Source organism: Nonomuraea sp. NPDC052265 (assembly GCF_044547985.1).
Lineage (GTDB): Bacteria > Actinomycetota > Actinomycetes > Streptosporangiales > Streptosporangiaceae > Nonomuraea.
The window spans coordinates 79,323-96,934 of sequence record NZ_JBIUBJ010000006.1 but is presented as its reverse complement, the minus strand read 5'-3'; the positions used below and the strand labels follow the sequence as shown (position 1 = coordinate 96,934).

Genomic DNA, 17,612 nt, shown 5'->3' with positions numbered 1-17,612 from the left:
CACGATGACAGGACGCCTGTACGGAGTCGGCCTGGGCCCCGGCGACCCCGAGCTGGTCACGGTCAGGACGGCCCGGCTGATCGGCGAGGCGGAGGTGATCGCGTACCACGCCGCCCGGCACGGCCGCAGCATCGCCCGTTCGATCGCCAAGCCGTACATGCGCGAAGGCCAGATCGAGGAGCTGCTGCTCTACCCGCTGACCACGGAGACCACCGACCATCCGGGCGGCTACCAGGGGGCGCTCGACGACTTCTACGCCGACTGCGCCGAACGCCTGGCCGCCCACCTGGACGCGGGCCGCACGGTGGTCGTGCTGGCCGAGGGCGACCCGCTGTTCTACGGCTCCTACATGCACCTGCACAAGCGCCTCGCCCACCGCTATCCGACCGAGGTCGTCCCCGGGGTCACCTCGGTCAGCGCCGCCTCCGCCGTGCTCGGGCGTCCGCTGGTGGAGCGGGACGAGGTGCTGACCGTGCTGCCCGGCACGCTGGCCGCCGAGGCGCTGGCCGAGCGGCTGCGCGACACCGACTCCGCCGCCGTGCTGAAGCTGGGCCGCACGTTCGAGAAGGTGCGCGACGCGCTGGCCGAGGCCGGGCGGCTCGACGACGCCTGGTACGTCGAGCGCGCCACCATGGGCGCCGAGCGGGTCGCGCCGCTCAAGGACGTGGACCCGGCCGGCGTCCCGTACTTCTCGCTGGCCCTGTTGGCCAGCCCGGCCGAGCACACCTTCGTCCCCGAACGCCCGGCGCCGGAGGGGGCCGGCGAGGTGGTCGTGGTCGGGCTGGGCCCGGCCGGGCGGCCGTGGCTGACGCCCGAGGCGCAGGAGGCGCTGGCCGCCGCCACCGACCTCGTCGGGTACGGCCCCTACGTGGACCGCGTGGCCCCGAACCCGCGCCAGCGCCGCCACCGCACCGACAACCGGGTGGAGGCCGAACGCGCCAGGCACGCCCTTGAGCTGGCCCGGGACGGGGCCCGCGTGGCGGTCGTGTCGTCCGGCGACCCGGGCGTGTTCGCCATGGCCAGCGCCGTGCTCGAAGCCGCCGCCGACTTCCCGGACGTGCCCGTGCGGGTCGTGCCGGGACTGACCGCCGCCCAGGCGGTGGCGGCCAGGGCGGGCGCGCCGCTCGGTCACGACTACTGCGTGCTGTCGCTGTCCGACCTGCTCAAGCCGTGGGAGGTGGTGGCCGACCGGCTGTCCGCCGCCGCGCGGGCGGACCTGGTGCTGGCGATCTACAACCCGGCCTCGCGCAGCCGTACGTGGCAGGTCGCCGCCGCCCGGGACCTGCTGCTGGAGCACCGCGCGCCGGGCACCCCCGTGGTGATCGGCCGCGACGTCGGCGGCCCGGAGGAGAGCGTCACGGTCACCACGCTCGGCGAGCTGGACCCCGGCCAGGTGGACATGCGCTGCCTGCTGATCATCGGCTCGTCCACGACCCGGGCCACCGAAGGCGGCGTCGTCTACACCCCGCGCCGCTACCCCTGAACCCAGGCCACCGCCGCCGCCACGCTGTCCGTGGTCCGGACGCCCGACGGCGGCGGCGGCCGGTCCACCATGATCACTGGCAGGCCGAGCTCGCGCGCCGCGTCGAGCTTGGCCGTGGTCATGCTCCCGCCGCTGTCCTTGGTCACCAGCACGTCCAGGCGGTGCTCCCGGATCAGGGCGCGCTCGCCCTCCACGGTGTACGGTCCACGGTCCAGCAGGACGTGCACGTTCGCCGGCACGGGCCCCTCCGGCGGGTCCACCGACCTGGCCAGCAGCCATACGCCGGGCAGCGGCGCGAACACCGGCAGGCTGCGACGGCCGGTGGTGAGGAAGACGCGCACCGGCTCCGGCCCGCGAACGCCCGTCCGCCCAGCCGTGGTTCGCCGGCCGCCGGTGGCCAGCAGCTCGGCCGCCCTCTGGAGGGAGCCGACCCGCAGCCAGGCGTCGCCCGGCCCCTCACGCCAGCCCGGACGCCGGAGCACCAGCAGCGGCACCCCGGCCGCCGCGCAGGCTGCCACCCCTGAGGCGGTCATCCGCTCGGCGAACGGATGCGTGGCATCGACCACCAGCTCGACGCGCTCCTTCACCAGCCAGTCCGCCAGCCCCCGCGCACCGCCGAACCCGCCCTCGCGCACCTCGCCCACCGGCAGCCGCGGATTGCTCACCCGCCCCGCCAGCGACGACACCACGCGCAGCCCGGGATCGGCGGCCAGCTCGGCGGCCAGAGCCCGCGCCTCCGCGGTGCCGCCGAGGATCAGGACCCCTCGCACGCCCGCTCCCTCGCCGCGCTGTAGAGATGGCTGTCGGGGAACTGCGTCGCCGACAGTACCCGGCCCACGACGATCACGGCCGTCCGCCGGATCCCGGCCCGGTGGACCTGCCCGGCGATGTCGGCCAGCGTCCCGCGCAGGATCACCTCGTCGGCCCGGCTCGCCCGCGCCACCACGGCCGCCGGGCAGTCCGGGCCGTAGGAGGGCAGCAGCTCGGCGACCACCGCGTCGATCCGCTGCACGGCCAGGTGCAGCACCATCGTGGCCCGGCTCGCGCCGAGCGTGCCGAGGTCCTCGCCGTCCGGCATGGGGGTGGCGCGGGCGGAGGTACGCGTCAGGATGACCGTCTGGCCGACGCCGGGCACGGTCAGCTCCCGGCCCAGCGCGGCCGCCGCCGCCGCGAACGCCGGAACCCCGGGCACCGCCTCGTACGGCACGCCGAGGGCGTCCAGCCTGCGCATCTGCTCGGCCACGGCGCTGAACACCGACGGGTCGCCCGAGTGCAGCCGGGTCACGTCGAGACCGTCGCGGTGCGCGGCGGCCAGCTCGGCGACGATCTCGTCGAGCGTCAGGTCGGCCGTGTTCACCAGCCTGGCTCCCTGTGGGCAGGCGTCGAGCAGCTCGCGCGGCACCAGCGACCCGGCGTACAGGCAGACCGGCGACGACTCCAGCCGCCGCAGGCCGCGCAGCGTGATCAGGTCGGCGGCGCCGGGACCGGCTCCGACGAAGTACACGGTCACGGCTGGTCCCTCTTCGTCATCGACCACACGGTCACGGCTGGTCCTTCCTCGTGATCGACCACACGGTCACCGGCATCGCCGCCCGCCATCCGGTGAACCCGCCGACCGGCGACGCCCGCTGGACGCTCACGCGCACCAGGTCGCCGCCGAGCCTGCCGTACCAGTGGGCGAGGACGGCCTCGGACTCCAGGGTGACGGCGTTCACCACCAGCCGGCCGCCGGGGCGCAGCGCCGACCAGCAGCGTTCCAGCAGGCCGGGGGCGGTCGCGCCGCCGCCGACGAACACCGCGTCCGGCTCGGGCAGCCCGTCCAGCGCCCCGGGGGCCTTGCCCTCGACCACGCGCATCGACGGCACGCCGAGCCGCTCGGCGTTGCGCCGGACGGCGGCGGCCCGGTCGGCCCTGCTCTCGATCGCCACGGCCGCGCACGACGGGTGGCTGCGCATCCACTCGACGGCGATGCTGCCCGCCCCGGCGCCGACGTCCCACAGCAGCTCGCCGGGCATCGGGGCCAGGCGGGACAGGCTGACGGCGCGGACCTCCCGCTTGGTGAGCTGCCCGTCGTGCTCGTACGCGCCGTCGGGCAGCCCCGGCACCCTGGCCAGGGGCTCGGCGTCACGGGCGAGGACGCACTCGACGGCGATCACGTGGAGCGGGGACGCCTGGCCCTCCGCCCAGCCCTCCGCCGTACCCCGCCGTTCGGACTCCCGCGGGCCGCCCAGGTCCGACAGCACCGTCATCGGGCTCGGACCGTACCCGTGCCGGACGAGCAGCCCGGCGACCACCGACGGCGAGTCGGGCCCCGCGCCGAGCACGACGAGACGGCGGCCCGGCTGGAGCGCGGCGGCCAGCGCCGCGGGCGGGCGGCCCACCAGGCTGAGGACGTCCACCTGCTCGACCGGCCAGCCGAGCCGGGCGCAGGCCAGCGACAACGACGACACGTGCGGCAGCACCAGGACGCGTTCCGCGCCCAGCAGCCGGACCAGCGTCGAGCCGATGCCGAAGAACAGGGGATCTCCGCTGGCCAGGACGCACACCTCGCGGCCGGCGTACCGGTCCATGAGCGCGGGCAGCGCGGGCAGCAGCGGGGACGGCCAGGCCACCCGATCGGCCTCCGAGTCCGGGACGAGGTCGAGCTGCCGGTGGCCGCCCATGAGCACGCCGGCCGCCTCCACGGCGCGCCGCGAGCCCGGGGCCAGCCCGGCCCAGCCGTCCGCGCCGATCCCGACGACCGTGATCACACGTTGCCCAGCACGCGCGTCACCTGGATCTCCACCACCACCCGCGACGGATTGACCCGGGGCGGCTTGTACCGGGCGGCGTACCGGCGCTCCGCCTCGGCCACCTCGTCCGGCTCGGCGCGGATCACGGCCCGGCCCTCCAGCGTGGACCAGCGCCGGCCGTCCACCTGGCAGAGCGCGACCTGCGCGCCCGCCGTGCCGATGAGCCCGGCCTTGTGGGACGTGCCCGAAGTGATCACCCTGGCGATGCCCGCGGCCAGGTCCAGCGTGGCCCCCACCGGCACGACGTGCGGCGGGCGGCCGCCGGAACGGGCGGTGGCGAGCGTGCACAGGTGCCGCTCCTGCCAGAAGGCGGCGAAGGCGGCGCCCTGCTCGGCCAGGTTCACGATCCTCCTCATAGCGGTTTCGCGATGGACATCGTATATGTGCTCGTCTGGCAGACTTTGGCGGGTGAAACGGCTCCTCGTCATCGGGATCGGCGCCGGCGACCCCGACCATCTCACCCTCCAGGCGGTCAAGGCCATCGCCGCCACGGACGTGTTCTTCGTCGTCGACAAGGGCGAGGTCAAGCACGAGCTGGTCCAGCTCCGGCTCGACCTGATCGCCGAGCACGGCCGGGAGCCGTACCGGATCGCCGAGGCCCGCGACCCCGAACGCGACCGCACCTCCCCCGCCTACACCGCCGCCGTCGAGGACTGGCGCTCGCGCCGCTCGCTCGCCTGCGAAGCGCTCGTCCGCGACGAGCTGGGCGACGGCGAGACCGGCGCGTTCCTGGTGTGGGGCGACCCGGCCGTCTACGACAGCACGCTGGCCATCCTGGATGAGATCCTGGGCCGCGGGAACGTCGCCTTCGACGTCGAGGTCGTCCCCGGCATCAGCAGCGTCGCCGCCCTCACCGCCCGCCACCGCGTCGGCCTCACCCAGGTCGGCCGGCCCACGCACCTCACCACCGGCCGCCGCCTGGCCGAGCGGGGCCCCACCGCCGACGACGTGGTCGTCATGCTCGACGCCCACTGCTCCTTCACCGGCCTCGACGACTTCCACATCTACTGGGGCGCCTACCTGGGAACGCCGGACGAGATCCTGGTGTCGGGGCCGGTGTCCGAGGTCGGCGAACGCATCCGCGCGCTGCGCGATGAGGCCCGCGCCCGCAAGGGCTGGATCATGGACACGTACCTGCTTCGCCGCATCCCCCGGTAACGGTCGCCACAGCTCACGACGTACGCAAGCCGGGCGTAGCCGTGTCGTGACCAGCGGCGCCTGTCCGGCTCGCAGGATGCGCCAACGCGGCGAGCAGCCCGACAGCGCCGCCCTCGCCGAGCCGTGGACGCCGGACCGGCTGGCCGCGATCGACGAGCCGCGACCGGCCCGCTGGAGCGACCTGATCGGCGAGATCGTCCTGGTCGCATGCCTGGTCGCCGCGCTGTTCGCGCAACGGCCCGGTGCTCGCAAGGGTTCGTGTCACCAGACGCAAAGTAGCTGTGAGTAACAGGAAGCTCTCGGACGGGTTGACAAAGGGACCGTTAGCAAGCAACGCGACCTGCGGAAACGCGCTCGCCACCGTTGTCGGGGAAGCAAGCGCCGGACTCGTCCCCGAACGCCTGGACCGAAACCCGGAGGCGGGCGCCACAGCCATCACTCGCTGTGGCCTGCGGCAAAGCCCTACTTTGCCCCTGGTTACAGCGACCCGAGCGCCGGGCCTCCGAGCCCGTAGTCACCCGCAGCGACTCCCTATGCTCACGAGCAGTGTCGCGCAACAGATGATCCCCGGACCGCTTCCTTCGCGACCAAGCTCTTGGTCAGCAGGCTCTCAGGAGTGGCCGATGACCTGGTGAGGCCGGTAAGGGACCTCCAGCCGGGCCGTCTCCTCCTCGCTCAGCGACACCTCCACCGCCGCGACCGCGTCGTCCAGGTGGCTCACCTTGCTCGCCCCGACGATCGGCGCGGTCACCCCCGGTCTGCCTAGCAGCCAGGCGAGCGCGAGCTGCGCCGGCGGCAGGCCTCGCTCGGCGGCGACCGCGCGCACCACGTCGACGACGTCGAAGTCCGCGTCGGTGTACATGCTGCCGGCCAGCAGGTCGCTGCCGGATCGCACCGTGCGGCGCCGGCCGTCGCGGTGGCGGCTCCCGCTGAGCAGGCCGCGCGCCAGCGGGCTCCACGGGATGACGCCCACCCCCTGGTCCCGGCAGAGCGGGAGCATCTCGCGTTCCTCCTCGCGGTACACGAGGTTGTAGTGATTCTGCATCGACACGAACCTGGTCCAACCGGCCGTCTGCGCGGTGTGCTGCGCTTTGGCGAACTGCCAGGCGTACATGCTGGAGGCCCCGATGTAGCGGGCCTTGCCGGCCCGTACCACGTCGTGCAGGGCCTCCATGGTCTCCTCGATGGGCGTCTCGTCGTCCCAGCGGTGGATCTGGTACAGATCGACATAGTCAGTTCCCAGCCTGGTCAGCGAGGCGTCGATGGCGGCCAGCACGTGTTTGCGAGACAGCCCGCGGTCGTTGGGGCCCAGCCCCATGGGGAAGTAGACCTTCGTGGCCAGGACATAGTCGTCGCGGCGCTCGAAGAGCTTGCCGAGCAGTCGCCCGGTGATCTCCTCGCTCGCGCCGCCGGAGTACATGTCGGCGGTGTCGAAGAACGTCACACCGGCCTCGACCGCACGCCGTACGATCGGCTCGGCCGCGTCCTCTCGCAGCATCCACGCCCAGTTGTCCGGATCGCCGTACGTCATCATGCCCAGGCAGATCCGGGAGACGCGCAGTCCTGACGAGCCCAGCCTCATATAGCGCATTTAGCCTTACCTTCTTGTGAAAGTGCGGGTCTTCGCCGCTGCCGGAGGGGTTTCTCGGTGGAGCGCGACGGATGGCACCACGAGAGCGACGCCACCCCGAGCGGGGCGAGCCTGTCGAACAGGAGCACGGCGAAGGCCGGGCCGAGGTAGTGGAAGACGGCGCTTCCGGCGAAGTAGATCCAGGAAGGCGCCGCGGACAGGACGGCGCGGGGGCCGGGGAGCGGCATGACGACATCGTCGGCCAAGCCGTAATTTAGAAGAATGGTGAATCGAAGGATCCGGCCCGAGCGGACGTACGAACCGAAGAAGATCGACGCCCTCGACCTTCGTATTCTCACCGAGCTGCAGGTCGACGCGCGGGTGAGCTTCGCCGAGCTGGGACGCCGGGTCGCCCTGTCGGCGCCGGCGGTGGCCGACAGGGTGCAGCGGCTGGAGGAGACCGGGGCGATCATCGGCTATCGCGCCGAGGTCGATCCGCGGGCTCTGGGCTTTCCGGTGACGGTGATGGTGCGCATCCGCCCGGCGGTCCGGGAGCTCCAGCGCATTGCCAAGATCGCCCAGGAGGTTCCCCAGATCGTCGAGTGCTACCGGATGACCGGCGACGACTGTTTCTACTTCACGATGCACCTGCGGGCGGTCGACGAGCTCGAGCCGATCCTCGACCTGTTCACCCCGTACGGTCAGACGACCACGTCTCTCATCCACACCGCGCCCGTGCCGCGCCGCCCGCTGCCCCTGGAGTGAGCGCCTTCACGGCTCGCAGATGTAGCGAACCACGTGGGCAGGTGGCCGAGCAGGTCCTGTCCATGAGGCGGAGAGTGAGAGAAATTGCGGGAACAGGGTAGGGCCCGGGATCACGACGGCTTCCGCAGGCGTGATGCCGGCGGGCCGAGCAGTGCGATGATCGCGTCCTCGACGCTGGGATGGAGGTCCCGCGCGTCCCAGACTTCGGTGATCCGCAGCAGGCGGGCGGGCAGGCATGTCCGTCACTGCGGCCAGGTGCAGGATGCCGCCCTGCCGGCGCACCTCGCGGTGGACGCGCAGCAGGACGTGCAGGCCGCTGCCGTCCATGGGGCCCGGCGCTCGGGTCGCTGTAACCAGGGGCAAAGTAGGGCGTTGCCGCAGGCCACAGCAAGTGACGGCGCTCGCCGCCGTTGTCGGGGAAGCAAGCGCCGGACTCATCCCCGAACGCCTGGACCGAAACCCGGAGGCGGGCGCGGGGAGCCTCAGAAGTTCCGAGGGGCGCTGCCGAGGCCCCGTAGCCCCGGGCTCCCGGGTATGGCAGCCGGGGCAGGGGGCGGGCGGCAGGGACACCGGTGGCGCGCGGGAGACGTCAGCCGAACTGCCACCAGTTCATGTTGAACAGGTAGCCGCTTCCGCCGGTGAACTTCAGGTACAGGTCGCGGGTGCCGGTCGCGCCACTGACCGGACAGGACACGGTGGTCCAGGTCTGCCAGCCGCCCGTGCCCGGCACGGTGCACGTCCCGGCCGACGGGCCGTTGACGCCGTCCAGGCGTAGTTCGAGCCTGCCGCCGCTGGACGCCGAGGCGACCCGCGCGGCGAAGGTCCTGGCGCCGGCGCCGAACGCGACGCCCTTGACCTTGATGGAGTCGCCGTTCTCGATCCAGCCGACGTTCATCCCGCCTTCGCTGGAGGGCTCGGTCTCGACCCCGGACTCCCAGGCGATCGTCTCGGCCTCCTGGCGGACGTACGGGTTGAGGGTGCCCACCTGCGGCGCCCCGGACGCGGTCATGTTGATCGTCGGGATCGTGCCGCCGGAGCCGTAGGTGAACTTCTCCACGGCCACCGAACGGGTGAAGCCGCCGCCGCCCGGCAGTGCGCCGTTGTGGTAGAAGAAGTACGAGCCGCCCTGGTAGTCGACGATGCCCGCGTGGTTGGTGAAACTGCCGCCCTGCGTGGGCATGATCGTCCCTCGGTAGGTCCAGGGCCCGGTGGGGCCGGGGGCCGTGGAGTAGGCGATGAACTCCGAGCAGCACTTGGCCGCGAACACGAGGTAGTACAGGCCGTTCCGCTTGTAGACCCAGGGTCCCTCTTCGAACAGCGTCGGGCGGTTGGCGTCACCCGTCCTGGTGCCGAATCCCGCCGTGGTGAGCGGGATCTGCGTCGCGCTCCCCGAGTACGAGGTCATGTCGGCGTTCAGCTTCACGTACCAGAGCCGAGGATTGCCCCAGTAGAGGTAGGCCTGCCCGTCGTCGTCGATGAAGACCGTCGGGTCGATCTCACCGTTCTCGATCAGCGGCCGTCCGAGTGCGTCCCTGAACGGCCCGGTCGGACTGTCGGAGACGGCCACCCCGATGGCCATCCGGCCGGTCGCCCGGTTGGTCGTGGGCACGTACCAGTAGAACTGCCCGTTCCGGTAGATGGTCTGTCCCGCCCAGGCGTCGGACTTCGCCCAGCTGAAGGTGGTCAGGCTCAGCGGGGATCCGTGGTCGGTCCAGTTCACCATGTCGGCGGAGGACCAGACCCGCCACTCCTTCATGGTGAACCAGGTCGAGCCGTCCTCGTCATGGCCGGTGTAGAGGTACACCCGTCCGTTGTGCACCAGCGGCGCCGGGTCGGCGGTGTAGACGGTCTGGATGATCGGATTGTCCGCCCTGGCCGGGTGGGCGGGCAGAAGCGCCACGAGGCCGAGCAGGACCAGCACCCATACGATTCCGCGTCCGGCTCTTGTGGTGGCCGGCAACCGCAATGCCATTCTCACGATCGCTCCCGGGATGACGGGTCAGTTACGGGTCCAGCGCTGGTTGGCGCCGCCGTTGCACGACCAGATGGTCAGCTTGGTGCCGTTGGCGGTGGCGTTGTTCGGCACGTCCAGGCACTTGTTCGCCCCGACTGCGGTGATGGTGCCGTCGGCGTTGAAGCGCCACTGCTGGTTGCTCTGGCCGTTGCAGTCCCAGATGATGACGTTGGTGCCGTCGGTGGTTCCACCGTCGTACACGTCCAGGCACTTGCCGCCGTAGACGCGGAGTTCGCCGCTCGCGGTGGGCGTCCACTGCTGGTTGGCCTGGCCGTTGCAGTCCCAGATCTGCGCCTGTGAGCCGTTGGCCTGCGAGGCGCCGGCGACGTCGAGGCACCTGCCCGAGCCCACTCCCTTGATCGCGACCGCGGTGGGCTGGACGATGCCGCCTCCCGTCACGACGTACATGGCCGCCCCGTGCCCGGGGACCGGCGCGCTGATCGTCCCCGGCGAGGAGGACGTCGTGTGCGCCCACAGGTCACGCACCGAGTAGGAGGACGCCGAGCCCAGCCCCAGGGCCGCGGCGGTGGTCGAGACGGTCGCGGTCGAGGTGCCTCGGTTGAGCAGGACGACCGCGACCGAGCCGTTCTTCATCGGCTTGCGCCAGACCTCCAGGTTGCCGTTGTCGCTGATCTTGTGGCCCTGCCGCCCGCCCCAGTCCTGATTGACCGCGATGACCTCGGTGTTGGTGAGGATGGTGCGCGTGTCGGCGCTCATCGTACGGAGGTCGTTGCCGGCGATGAGGGGCGCGTTCAGCAGCGACCACAGGCTGAAGTGCGCGCGCCCCTCGGTGCCCGTCACCGAACCGACGCCGACCTCCAGCATGTCCGGGTCGTTCCAGCCCCCCGGGCCCGAGTACGACTCCAGCCCGACCTGCTGGTCCAGGATGCCCATGATGGAATTCCAGTTGGCCGCGATGTCGCCGGTGTCACGCCAGGAGTTGCCCACCGGCGTCCCCCAGGTCCACACGTTCTCCTGACCCCAGTTGCACAGGCTGTACACGATCGGGCGGCCGGCGGCGGCCAGCGCGTCCCGCATGGCCGTGTACCGCTGCTGCCCGTTCATGCCGCGGTGGTCGCCGCAGTTGTCGTATTTGAGATAGTCGATCCCCCACGACGCCCACAGGGCCGCGTCCCGCCGCTCGTAGCCCAGGCTGGCCGGGTAGCCCGCGCACGTCGTGGTGCCGGCAGAGGAGTAGATGCCGAGCTTGAGCCCTTTGGAGTGCACGTAGTCGGCCAGGGCCTTGATGCCGTTGGGGAACTTCTGCGGATCCGGCACCAGGTCGCCGCTCGCGTTCCGGCTCTTGGTGGACCAGCAGTCGTCGATGTTGACGTAGGTGTAGCCCGCCGCCGCCATGCCACTGGAGACCATGGCGTCGGCCGTCTGGCGGATGAGGCCGTCGTTGACGTTGCAGCCGAAGCTGTTCCAGTCGTTCCAGCCCATCTGCGGGGTACGGGCGAGGCCGTTCTCCAGCGCGACGGCCGGGGACGTGGCACCGCCGATCGCGACGAGGGAGCCGGCCGCCAGCAACGCGGCCGTCGTCAGGCCGAGAATTCTGCGCATTCGCTTCTCCACCTCCTGGGTGTCGTCATGAGCCGGCGCGGGTCCAGCGCTGGTTGGCGGCGCCGCCGCAGGACCAGATCTGCAGCTTGACGCCGTTGGCGGTGCTGTTGCTCGGCACGTCCAGGCACTTGTTCGCACCGACGGCGGTGATGGAGCCGTCGGCGTTGAAGCGCCACTGCTGGTTGGTCTGGCCGCCGCAGTCCCAGATGATCACGCCGGCGCCGTCGGCGGTGCTCCGGTTGGCCACGTCCAGGCACTTGCCGCCGTACACGCGCAGCTCACCGGCGCTGGTCGGCGTCCAGCGCTGGTTGCTCTGGCCGTTGCAGTCCCAGATCTGCGCCTGCGCGCCGTTGGCCTGTGACACGCCGGTGACGTCCAGGCAACGGCCCGAGCCCACGCCTTTGATCTCCGTCCCGCCGGAGGGTTCGCCCTGCGGCTGGCCGATGCTGCCGGGGACCGATTGCAGCGCCGCGTACCAGGCGGCGGCCATCTTGTCGTAACCGCCGGCGGTCGGGTGGACGCCGTCGATCAGGTCCGAGGTGGCCAACCTGCTGTGCATGTCGACCAGATGGACGTGCTTGCCGCTGTTCACCTTGCTCTGGACGATGCCGGGGATCGCCGCGTTGAAGGTGCGGGCGGCGGACTCCTGTCCGGCATTGGACAGCGGGATGATGGTCGCGACGAAGACGTCCGCGTCCGGCACGGCCGCGGTGATGTGGTCGATCAGCGTGGACAGCCGTTGCGGAGCGCCGGCCACGTTGTAGTTCTGCAGGATGTCGTTGGTGCCCAGGTGCAGCAGCAGCGTGCGCGGTGTGTACGTACGCAGCCAGCCGGTGAGGTTCGCGTCGATCTGGTCGATCCGCCAGCCTGGGTGGCCCTCGTGATCATGATCGCCCAGGCTGCCGGGCCCGTTGAACTGCGAGCCGACGAGGTCGACCGTGTAGCGGCCCCCGGCCAGGCGCTGCCACAGGCCGATCCGGTACCCGCCCGGCACCTGCGTGCCCTCGGTGATCGAGTCGCCGAGGGGCATGACCCGTACCCCGCCGTTGGACTCGGCTCCGGCGACCCCCGTCCCCATCGCCGTGCCGACCGCCAGCAACGCCGCCACCGTCAGTACGGCGGCCCGCCATCGCCTCCAGGTACGCATGCTCACCCCCTCGCCACCGGCCGCGAGCCGGGCGAGTCGGCCGATGACGCCCGCGCTGACCCGTCGCGCGGGCCGCGCATCGACCCCTCTGTTGGTTGTGACATCAGGACCTCCTGTGATCACGTTCGCTGTCGCTGACATCGCGCCGGCATCCGACGCCGGGCCGGGGCCCGCCGGACGGCGGGATCCGGCGGCGCCACCAGCCTCAGGTGCGGGTCCAGCGTTGGTTGGAGCCGCCGTTGCAGGTCCAGATCTGCAACCTGGTGCCGTTGGCGGTGCTGTTGCTCGGCACGTCCAGGCACTTGTCCGCCCCGACGGCGGTGATGGAGCCGTCGCTGTTGAAGCGCCACTTCTGGTTGCTCTGGCCGCCGCAGTCCCAGATGATCACGCCGCTGCCGTCGGCGGTGGCGCGGTTGGCGACGTCCAGGCACTTGCCGCCGTAAACGCGCAGCTCACCGGAGGCGGTGGACGTCCACTGCTGGTTGGGCTGCCCGTGGCAGTCCCAGATCTGCGCCTGGGCGCCGTTGGCCTGGGAGGCACCCGCGACGTCGAGACACCTGCCCGACCCCGCGTTCTTGACCTGGCCGCCGGGCGCCGGGCCAGGCGAGGTGCCGTCGAGTCCGAGGAAGGAGAGGGCGTAGGGGAACATGCCCGTCAACGGCAGGGAGTGGCCGTCCCCCGCGAAGCTGAGCCCCTCGACCCGCGACTGGGCTCCGGTGCCGCCGTACCGGGTGCGGGTGACGCCCGAGCGCGGGCTGTCGGTGTAGGCAGGGGTCTGGCTCACCCCGTTCAGGCCGGACCACTGCTTGATCTCTTCGCCGAAGTTGGCGTAGGCCAGTGTGGTGTCGACGGTGCCGTGCCAGAGCTGCATGCGCGGATAGGCGCCGGTGTAGCCGGGGAACATGGCGCGGGCCTGGTCGCCCCACTGCTGGGCGGTCTTGACGATCCGGCCGCCGGAGCACTCGCTGTTCCACAAGGACCCGTTGGTGGTGGCGAAGCATCCGGCCGGGACGCCGGAGAACGCCGCGGCGGCCGAGAACACGTCGGGGTACTGCGCGGCGAGTACGTTGGTCATCATCGCGCCCGAGGAGAAGCCGCTGACCACGATCTTGGCGGGGTCCACGTCGTGGTGCTGCCGGGCATAGCTGACCATCGACATGATCCCGGTGGAGTCCCCGCCGCCGTCACGTGTCAGCGCGGCCGGAGTGGACACGTCGAAGCACTGGCCGCCGCGGGTGGCCTCCGGGACCACGATGATGTATCCGTACTGGTCGGCGGCGGTGACGTAGTCGTGCCCGACGCCGTTGAACACCCCGGAGGCCGAGCCGGTGCAGTAGTGCACCATGACCAGCAGCGCCGGCCTCGCCGCCACCCGATCCGGGACATAGATGTACATGTTCAGGTTGGTCGGGTTGTTGCCGAAGCCGGTTACCCGGGTCAGCGACGCGGCTGCGGCGGGCCTGACGCCCAGCAGCACGGCGGCGGCCATCAGGAGGACGGCGGCGGTCGCCAGTGCGGCACGCGATGTCCGGGCCGTCGCGGGGCCGCGGCCGACGCGGCGGGCCAAAGGCATCATGTCCGGGTCCACTTCTGGTTGGTGCCGCCGTGACAGGTGTAGAGCTGGATCCCGGTGCCGTTGGCGGTGCCCTGGCCGACGGCGTCGAGGCACAGCCCGGACTGCACGCCCACGATGGTGCCGTCGGAGTTGACGCGCCACTTCTGGTTGTCGCCGCCCCAGCAGGAGTAGATCTGGATCTTGGCGCCGTTTCCGGTGCCTGCGGCGTCCAGGCATTTGTTGCCGTACACCCTCAGTTCTCCGGCCGAGGTCTGCGTCCACTGCTGGTTGGTGCGGCCGTTGCAGTCCCACAGCTGCACGGCGGTGCCGTCGGCGGTGCCGGCGTTGGGCACGTCCACGCAGCGGCCGGAGGCCACGCCCTTGATCTGCCCCGCGGGTGGTGGAGTCGGCGTCGTGGTGGACGACCCGCCGTCCAGGCCGAAGAAGCGGATGGCGTACGCCGCCATCCCCGGGTGGGGCAGGTCGTGGCCGGCGCCGGCGACGGTGTACGCCTCGACCTGACCGGAACCGAACACCCGCCGTGTCCAGCCGGACTGCGGGCTGTCGGTGGAGGCGGGGGTCTGGCCCAGTCCGTGGACGTCGGTCCACTGGTCGACCTCCTCCTGCAACATCGTGTACGGCAGGACGGAGTCGGCGGTGCCGTGCCAGGCCATCACGCGAGGCCGGGGCCCGGTGTAGCCGGGGTAGGCGTTCCTGACCAGGTCGCCCCACTGCTGCGGCGTCTTGTCCCCGCATCCGGCGGGCCCGAGGCAGCCGTAGGGGACACCCGAGAACGGCGCTCCGGCCTTGAACACGTCGGGGTAGGTGGCGAGCAGGTTGTTGGTCTCCATCGCCCCTGAGGAGAAACCGGTCGCGAACACCCGCTGCGGGTCACCGCCGTAGCGTTGCAGCACGTAGTTCGTCATGGAGACGATCGACACCGGGTCACTGCCTCCGCCGTGCCGCAGGGCCTCGTTCGACCACACGTCGAAGCAGTTCGACAGGCCGTTGGCGGTCTTGTTCGCCTGCGGATAGATGACGATGAAGCCGTACCGGTCTGCCAGCGAGGCGAACTCGGTGCCCTGGTGGAAGCCCGGAGCCCAGCCGTTGCAGCCGTGCATCGCCACCAGGACGCCCGGCCTGGCCGCCACCCTGTCGGGGACGTAGAGGTACATCCGCAGCCCGCCGGGATTGGTGCCGAAGTTCGTCACTTCGGTCAAGGCCGCCGCCGACGCTCCCGGAGCAGTGGTGAGGAACATGGCCAAAGTGGTGGCCGCCGCCGTGATCACAGCCGCCAGCGCGGCTCCGATGCCCGCGCGCCTTCTCCTGCGTGATTCGCCTGGTTTCATGCATCCACCTCTCGTCTGTTAGCGCTAACAAAGCGCTAACCGGTCGAGCTCTTCCGGGCCGATGGAAGGGACGGAGGGAGCAAATACGAGCCGGAACGGCGCTGTCAAGAGCGCCGTGGCGCGCGGCGACCGGAGGAGGCGGCCGCCGAGCGCGCTCACCTCGAATTATCGAGGCGGGCCGCCGAGAGCGTCACCATGAAACTTTCATCCGCCTCCCCGCGACAGGCGCTGACGAAACTTTCCGAGCATCAAGATGCACGTTGCACCTGCATAACCGAGACGGACGGCACGGGCGTAGCCGGAAATTTTCACTGCGTCCTTGACAATTTTCGGCCGCCATTCCCACACTGAGTGCCCGAGGTGGTCCCCCCTATCGGATCGGCGGTGTCCAGCACACGGACTACCGTCCCGGCGCCTGTGGTGCGCGTCCCCACCGGCGCACGGGTCGTACCCCGCACGATCCCTTCCCCATGATTCGCCTTTGGAGGCTCACACCATGCGTGTCAACGCCATGTCCCCACCGACCGCCCGGCGGCCGCGCGGCGCGCGCCGCCGGGCACTGATCACCGGCGCCTTGGGCGCACTCGGCCTGATCACAGCACTGGCGACGGCGATTCCGGCCGACGCCGCCGAGAGCACGCTCGGCGCGGCCGCCGCGCAGAGCGGACGCTACTTCGGCACCGCCATCGCCTCCGGCAAGCTCGGCGACTCCGCCTACACCACGATCGCCGGCCGCGAGTTCAACATGGTCACGGCCGAGAACGAGATGAAGATCGACGCCACCGAGCCGAACCGGGGCCAGTTCAACTTCACCCAGGGCGACCGCGTCTACAACTGGGCCGTCCAGAACGGCAAGCGCGTGCGCGGGCACACCCTGGCCTGGCACTCCCAGCAGCCGGGCTGGATGCAGTCGCTGTCGGGCAGCTCGCTGCGCCAGGCGATGATCGACCACATCAACGGCGTCATGGCCCACTACAAGGGCAAGATCTACGCCTGGGACGTGGTCAACGAGGCCTACGCCGACAGCGGCGGCGGCCGCCGCGACTCCAACCTCCAGCGCACCGGCAACGACTGGATCGAGGTCGCCTTCCGCACCGCGCGCGCCGCCGACCCGGCCGCCAAGCTCTGCTACAACGACTACAACATCGACAACTGGACCTGGGCCAAGACCCAGGGCGTCTACACCATGGTCAAGGACTTCAAGGCGCGCGGCGTGCCGATCGACTGCGTCGGCCTGCAGTCGCACTTCAACGGCAACAGCCCCTACAACAGCAACTACCGCACGACCATCCAGAGCTTCGCCGCGCTGGGCGTCGACGTGCAGATCACCGAGCTGGACATCCAGGGCGGCTCGGCCACCACGTACGCCAACGTGGTCAACGACTGCCTGGCGGTGCCGCGTTGCGCCGGCATCACCACCTGGGGCGTACGCGACAGCGACTCCTGGCTCGGCGCCAACGCCACACCGCTGCTCTTCGACGGCAACGGCAACAAGAAGGCCGCCTACACCGCCGTACTCAACGCGCTCAACGGTGGCGGCACGACACCGACGCCCGGGGGCGACGCGGGGCAGATCAAGGGCGTGGCCTCCGGCCGCTGCGTGGACGTGCCCAACGCCGGCACCGCCGACGGCACCGCCGTGCAGCTGTGGGACTGCAACGGCCGCACCAACCAGCAGTGGACGCAGACCTCGGCCGGAGAACTGAGGGTGTACGGCAACAAATGCCTGGACGCCGCAGGCACCGGAAACGGCGCCAAGATCCAGATCTACTCCTGCTGGGGCGGCGACAACCAGAAGTGGCGCGTCAACTCCGACGGCACCATCGTGGGCGTGCAGTCCGGGCTGTGCCTCGACGCCGTCGGCCAGGGCACCGCCAACGGCACCGGGATCCAGCTCTACACCTGTCACGGCGGCACCAACCAGAAGTGGACCTACAACCCCGCCACCGCGTGAGCCGCACCGGCCGGTCGCTCCGGCGACCGGCGACCCGGACCGGCTCCAGTCGCTGACCGCACCTCCGGTGCGCCCCTCCCCTCGCCGCAAGGCGCGGGGAGGGTGAGCCGCACCCGGCCGCTCGGGGTGTTCACGAGCCAGGCCGACGTGGGCTGCGGCAGGTACTCCGTAGTTCGCTCCCCGGAGCACGATCGATCGTTTCCCGGGCAGCGATCAGCCGCAAGCCCCTTCGGCGGATCCTTCAAGCGGGTCGGGTGAGCCG

Annotated in this window: 15 protein-coding genes; 5 read left to right on the top strand and 10 right to left on the bottom strand. The window is 71.2% G+C overall.

The features are described 5' to 3' along the window. Positions 1 to 4 precede the first annotated feature (4 nt). Entirely contained in the window at positions 5 to 1,483 is a 1,479-nt protein-coding gene (locus tag ACIHAD_RS19990; protein ID WP_397355984.1) for a precorrin-2 C(20)-methyltransferase, read from the top strand. On the opposite strand, the gene ACIHAD_RS19985 is transcribed toward ACIHAD_RS19990, so the two are convergent. The 4 genes from ACIHAD_RS19985 to ACIHAD_RS19970 are packed head-to-tail and all read right to left on the bottom strand — an operon-like array spanning position 1,474 to position 4,631. After that, positions 1,474 to 2,253, bottom strand: a complete 780-nt coding sequence (locus ACIHAD_RS19985) for a cobalt-precorrin-6A reductase (protein WP_397355983.1) — start codon at positions 2,251 to 2,253, stop codon at positions 1,474 to 1,476. The genes ACIHAD_RS19990 and ACIHAD_RS19985 overlap by 10 nt on opposite strands. Next, positions 2,238 to 2,993: a precorrin-4 C(11)-methyltransferase gene (gene cobM, locus ACIHAD_RS19980; RefSeq protein ID WP_397355982.1), complete on the bottom strand. Its 756-nt coding sequence runs from the start codon at positions 2,991 to 2,993 to the stop codon at positions 2,238 to 2,240. The genes ACIHAD_RS19985 and cobM overlap by 16 nt, the downstream gene beginning before the upstream one ends. Before the next feature lie 31 nt (positions 2,994 to 3,024). After that, complete coding sequence (gene cbiE, locus ACIHAD_RS19975) at positions 3,025 to 4,233, bottom strand: precorrin-6y C5,15-methyltransferase (decarboxylating) subunit CbiE (protein ID WP_397355981.1); 1,209 nt, start codon at positions 4,231 to 4,233, stop codon at positions 3,025 to 3,027. After that, positions 4,230 to 4,631 carry a pyridoxamine 5'-phosphate oxidase family protein gene (locus tag ACIHAD_RS19970; RefSeq protein ID WP_397355980.1) on the bottom strand — a complete coding sequence of 134 codons (402 nt, stop codon included), beginning with the start codon at positions 4,629 to 4,631 and terminating at the stop codon, positions 4,230 to 4,232. Before ACIHAD_RS19970 ends, cbiE begins: the two co-directional genes overlap by 4 nt. A gap of 52 nt (positions 4,632 to 4,683) precedes the next feature. Here ACIHAD_RS19970 and cobF point away from each other — a divergent pair, with 52 nt between their 5' ends. Together cobF and ACIHAD_RS19960 are read left to right on the top strand one after the other, a co-directional pair. Continuing rightward, positions 4,684 to 5,433, top strand: coding sequence for a precorrin-6A synthase (deacetylating) (gene cobF, locus ACIHAD_RS19965; RefSeq protein ID WP_397355979.1), 750 nt, complete (start codon positions 4,684 to 4,686; stop codon positions 5,431 to 5,433). A gap of 76 nt (positions 5,434 to 5,509) precedes the next feature. After that, positions 5,510 to 5,722 carry a hypothetical protein gene (locus tag ACIHAD_RS19960; protein WP_397355977.1) on the top strand — a complete coding sequence of 71 codons (213 nt, stop codon included), beginning with the start codon at positions 5,510 to 5,512 and terminating at the stop codon, positions 5,720 to 5,722. A 321-nt stretch (positions 5,723 to 6,043) separates the two neighbouring features. On the opposite strand, the gene ACIHAD_RS19955 is transcribed toward ACIHAD_RS19960, so the two are convergent. Beyond that, positions 6,044 to 7,024, bottom strand: coding sequence for an aldo/keto reductase (locus ACIHAD_RS19955; protein WP_397355976.1), 981 nt, complete (start codon positions 7,022 to 7,024; stop codon positions 6,044 to 6,046). 261 nt (positions 7,025 to 7,285) lie between these two features. Here ACIHAD_RS19955 and ACIHAD_RS19950 point away from each other — a divergent pair, with 261 nt between their 5' ends. After that, complete coding sequence (locus ACIHAD_RS19950) at positions 7,286 to 7,768, top strand: Lrp/AsnC family transcriptional regulator (RefSeq protein ID WP_397355975.1); 483 nt, start codon at positions 7,286 to 7,288, stop codon at positions 7,766 to 7,768. A gap of 589 nt (positions 7,769 to 8,357) precedes the next feature. On the opposite strand, the gene ACIHAD_RS19945 is transcribed toward ACIHAD_RS19950, so the two are convergent. From ACIHAD_RS19945 to ACIHAD_RS19925, 5 genes are all read right to left on the bottom strand, one after another. After that, on the bottom strand, positions 8,358 to 9,689 hold the full coding sequence (locus ACIHAD_RS19945; protein ID WP_397355974.1) for a glycoside hydrolase family 43 protein: 1,332 nt from the start codon (positions 9,687 to 9,689) through the stop codon (positions 8,358 to 8,360). Positions 9,690 to 9,767: 78 nt separating this feature from the next. Beyond that, the gene (locus ACIHAD_RS19940; RefSeq protein ID WP_397355973.1) at positions 9,768 to 11,345 is read right to left on the bottom strand and encodes a lectin; all 1,578 of its coding nucleotides are present in this window, start codon (positions 11,343 to 11,345) and stop codon (positions 9,768 to 9,770) included. A 25-nt stretch (positions 11,346 to 11,370) separates the two neighbouring features. Continuing rightward, positions 11,371 to 12,492: a lectin gene (locus ACIHAD_RS19935; protein ID WP_397355972.1), complete on the bottom strand. Its 1,122-nt coding sequence runs from the start codon at positions 12,490 to 12,492 to the stop codon at positions 11,371 to 11,373. Between the two features lie 205 nt (positions 12,493 to 12,697). Beyond that, positions 12,698 to 14,068 (bottom strand): PHB depolymerase family esterase, encoded by a 1,371-nt coding sequence (locus ACIHAD_RS19930; protein ID WP_397355971.1) that lies wholly within the window; start codon positions 14,066 to 14,068, stop codon positions 12,698 to 12,700. After that, positions 14,065 to 15,396, bottom strand: coding sequence for a PHB depolymerase family esterase (locus ACIHAD_RS19925; protein ID WP_397355970.1), 1,332 nt, complete (start codon positions 15,394 to 15,396; stop codon positions 14,065 to 14,067). Before ACIHAD_RS19925 ends, ACIHAD_RS19930 begins: the two co-directional genes overlap by 4 nt. A gap of 496 nt (positions 15,397 to 15,892) precedes the next feature. On the opposite strand from ACIHAD_RS19925, the gene ACIHAD_RS19920 reads away from it, so the two are divergent. Continuing rightward, positions 15,893 to 17,350 carry an endo-1,4-beta-xylanase gene (locus tag ACIHAD_RS19920; protein WP_397355969.1) on the top strand — a complete coding sequence of 486 codons (1,458 nt, stop codon included), beginning with the start codon at positions 15,893 to 15,895 and terminating at the stop codon, positions 17,348 to 17,350. The last annotated feature ends 262 nt before the right edge of the window (positions 17,351 to 17,612 follow it).